Source organism: Nostoc sp., assembly GCF_035638895.1.
Classification (GTDB): domain Bacteria; phylum Cyanobacteriota; class Cyanobacteriia; order Cyanobacteriales; family Nostocaceae; genus Nostoc.
In genome coordinates this window covers 1-3,929 of sequence record NZ_DASQZC010000626.1, presented here as the reverse complement: position 1 = coordinate 3,929, position 3,929 = coordinate 1, and the positions used below count along the sequence as shown (strand labels likewise).

The window sequence follows — 3,929 nt, the reverse complement described above, 5'->3', positions numbered from 1 at the left end:
AATATGAAGCTTTGCTCCGCAAATCGCCAAAGACTCATCCTTCAAAATTTCGCCCATATTGTTGTATGTAGCCTCTGATTCATCAACAATCGTGACCGCACCTGCACCAATAATTTCAACTTGGCTATCTGTCACGACCATAGCGGTATTCTCGTCAATACCGAATCCTAAAACAGCAGGCTGTAGTATCAAAGCTGAAATTAAGCGTCCCAAGCGTCCGCGCTGGGAAAAATGCTGGTCAATTACCACTCCTGGTAAAAAACCAAGACCGGGGCCCATTTCAACAGTTTCAATGCGAGGATGTGTTTCTGAGTCGCCTTCCACAATCATTACGTCTGGCATCACGGCAGCTCCGGCGCTTGTGCCTGCGACAACTACACCTTCAGAGAACCGTTGATGAATCGCCGTATCTATTTCGGTGTCCTTGAGGATACTGGTGATGCGAGCTTGATCTCCCCCAGTAAAAAATACCCCAGTTGCTTTATGAATTGCTTCCAATGCGGTAGATGAAGATGCATCTTCGCGGGTTTCTGTATCAATAATGCGAGCATTTTCGGCTCCCAGCCGCTTAAATACTTTAATATAATTTTCTCCCACTTCTCTAGGTAATTCTGTCGCCGCCGTCATAATTACAATGTACGCCTTTGTACCCCCAGCGCGTCGCACAAAGTCCCGCAGAATTTGGCAATCTCCTTCCTTGTCTTCGGCTCCCCCAATAATTACCAGTTGCCCTTTAGAATTAGTTTGTACCATGATGTCCCCTTAATTTGAGTTAATAAATTTTACTAAACCATGACAATTCCAACTATCAAATCATCCCTTTGGTAGATCACTTGATATAAGGTAGTATTGATATTCCCATAGCGTTTCGTAGAGAAGCCGCTTGTCGTTAGACATCGCAGCAAGCCAAAAGATTATTGCCAAAAATTACACAGAAAATAGCATCCTCATTAACGTTCGTTGACTTAATAAAACCCACAGCAACAACTGCCTCTAGAGTAATTTTTTAGAGGCATTGCTAATTGCCGATTGGAAATTTATCGTGCAATTATTATTCAAAAACTGGTATTAACTTTCGCTGGATGCAATTAGATATCTAATGGTAAGCTTTAATGAATGCGACTTCTGTAAAGCAAGTTAGTTAAGAAAAAACGTGCTTGTTCTAGCGGGAGATGCCTGGGTTTGCCTTGGTAGACAATTTGATACTCATTCATATCCGGGCCATCACCATGCCCAGATATCAGCTTTTGGTGAAAAGCTTCTTCAGCAAGTTCCCGAATTTCTTCTCTTAGAGCAGCTTGTGTGCTATTCATAACTTTGCTGTCTTTTGGCTGTCTTTCTGAATACCGCATATTTATTTATACAATTTATTGGCTGAGTGTTGCACCTTTCAAAGGTTAGATATTTGACCATTCATGAGGATGAATTAACTGTAGTTTTTTCTTCGCTGAGGTAGGGGGGTTTAATTATGCCTTGAGATAGTTGAAAATACTTAATAATAGGTTTAATCTAAGTTCTGATTAGATCAATGGCTTTGCCATCACTCTCAAAAAATAATGTGAGTTGATTTACAATCAATAAGTCTGAGTAACCATAACTCAGCATTTAAATTTCAGGGTGTTTAGCCAAAGGTTCGTAATCAATGGTTCTACAAAAAAGCAGTGATTTAGTCCGCATTAATGCTAGAAGAACGGATGTATTCGATATTTTCAACTTCAAGCATTATCTTGGGCCCAACCCCTATTTAGATATAGGAGCGCTAGTATTTAACTTTGCTCTAGTTGACTCTAGAGAGCCTTTGCCCATTGAAGATTATATTGCAAAGATTAGCGATCGCTATCCCCACCTGGGCAGCCGAAGCTACGAATCTTATGCTCATCTATTTGCCCAAGTTGTGTCCGAAGTCGGAAAACTGGACATGGATTTGCACCTTAACCGTTGGAGTGTCAAACCATATCCAAATCTCGTGCGGATTAGCGTCCAATCACTACATGAACGCACAACTAGAGAGGTAGCTTATTTTGTTTGGGATTGGTTTGAAGCCATCACTCAAGATGAAGACTTTACCTTTGATGAACAGTTGGTAAGGCTGCAAAATAAATTCCGCGCCTCTGTCTATGGTGGCCCCACAGTTTACGCCCTATTGCGAACAGCCTACGAAAAAGGTATTCCCGCCTTTTATTTGTGGGAAGAAGGGTTAATGCAATACGGCTTGGGAAAAAAACATGTCCGGGGGGTGGCAACAACATTTAACTGTGATAGTCATCTAGATTCGGAGTTTACCACCCGCAAAGACGACTGTAAGGCATTTTTAAAAACGTTGGGTTTCCCAGCCCCCGAAGGCGATATTGTCTTTTCTGAAAAGGAAGCCTTAGCCACAGCAAGACAAATTGGCTACCCGGTGGCAGTTAAGCCAGTGGTAGGCCACAAAGGAATTGGTGTTACGGCTGACATACAAGACTCAAAAGAACTTCTATCTGCTTATAATAGGGCACTGGCAGCGATTCCCGAAGATCAGCTAACTCGGATAATTGTTGAGAAAAGTATTTCCGGATCAGATTTTCGTTTGTTGTGTGTCAATGGCAGATTTGTCGCCGCCACAGAACGCCGTCCAGCATCGGTTATTGGTGATGGCTATTTAACGCTTGCAGAATTAATCCGCCTAGAGAACCGGAAACCTGCACGTTTAGACACGCCAACCTCGCCGATGAGTAAAATTCAAATCGATGAAGCGATGGAACTCTACCTAGAGGAACAGCGCTTATCATTGGACAGCGTTATTGAGAAGGGGCGCACTGTTTTCCTCCGTAAAGTTGCCAATCTTTCGGCTGGGGGTATGAGCATTGATGCAACGCACACGGTTCATGATGACAATATTATCTTGGCGCAAGATATTGCCCAACACTTCCAGCTGACTTGCCTTGGTATTGATGTCATGACCAAAAGTCTCTCAGAATCTTGGAAGTCTAGTAACTTTGCCATCTTGGAAATCAATGCTGCACCAGGCGTTTTGATGCATCTTAAACCTTCTCAAGGTGAAAGCGTTGATGTGCCTTCTTATATCTTAGAAACCTTTTTTGAGTCGGGTACAGATTCTAGGATACCGATTATTACCTTTAATAAAATCTCAGTTGAAGAACTGCAAACAACGATTGACCATATCCTTTTGCAACATCCTAACTGGACAATAGGCGCTGTTTGTCGTGATGGAGTTTTTGTGAATCGCTCGAAAAAAGTATTAAGTAAAGATTACAATAGCAACGTCCAAACTTTACTGCGTCATCCAAAACTTGATTTGCTGATTGCCGAGTATGCGGAAGATATCCTCAATGAAGAGGGGATGTTTTACCGAAGTAGTAATATGGTCGTTTTGGATAATCCTAGCGAAACTGAGATGATGTTAGTGCGGGATGTATTTGATGGTTCTACTGTGGTGATTAGAAAAGGCAACGAGATTTCTATTCGTCGCAAAGGGTTGATTGAAGATTATTCTTTGGGTGAAGATGAACCATTTACGCGGGTTTATTTGAAAGAGACTGGAACAATTTTCTAGTAGCGAATTCTATTTGCCTAATACTTTTCAAATATCCTCTTATATTATGTCCGCTTGATTACTTCTTAAACCTGAAGAACCCCACCCCGCCAAAGCTACGCTTCGTCTCCCCTCCTCGGTTGCGGGGAGGGGATAATGTGTGGGATGTAATCACTGTGGGAATCATAACTGATTGTGCGGACATAATATTAGACGAATTTTTCAACTTTTTAGAAGTTTAAAATATCTAATGATTCTTCTATTTCTAAATCTAATATTATTTCTCGTGTATCTTTGAGCGATTCTAGCTTACCTTCTTGACGATAGATGTCTGCCGCTTTTTGAAAATCTTCAATTGCTCCCTGTTTATCTTCTATTTCTAAACGGATATTGCCAC

General features: G+C 41.6%; 3 protein-coding genes and 1 pseudogene. 1 reads left to right on the top strand and 3 read right to left on the bottom strand.

Annotated elements, in window-relative coordinates:
* A partial coding sequence (locus tag VE944_RS30395) for a cyanophycinase (protein WP_324986360.1) occupies positions 1-753 on the bottom strand: 753 nt, incomplete at its 3' end.
* A 356-nt stretch (positions 754-1,109) separates the two neighbouring features.
* Positions 1,110-1,313: a hypothetical protein gene (locus tag VE944_RS30390; RefSeq protein WP_229554054.1), complete on the bottom strand. Its 204-nt coding sequence runs from the start codon at positions 1,311-1,313 to the stop codon at positions 1,110-1,112.
* A gap of 329 nt (positions 1,314-1,642) precedes the next feature.
* On the opposite strand from VE944_RS30390, the gene VE944_RS30385 reads away from it, so the two are divergent.
* Entirely contained in the window at positions 1,643-3,553 is a 1,911-nt protein-coding gene (locus VE944_RS30385) for an acetate--CoA ligase family protein (protein WP_324986357.1), read from the top strand.
* A gap of 209 nt (positions 3,554-3,762) precedes the next feature.
* Here the strand turns inward: VE944_RS30385 and VE944_RS34370 are convergent.
* Positions 3,763-3,929 (bottom strand): annotated as a pseudogene (locus tag VE944_RS34370) (tetratricopeptide repeat protein); the annotation flags it as partial.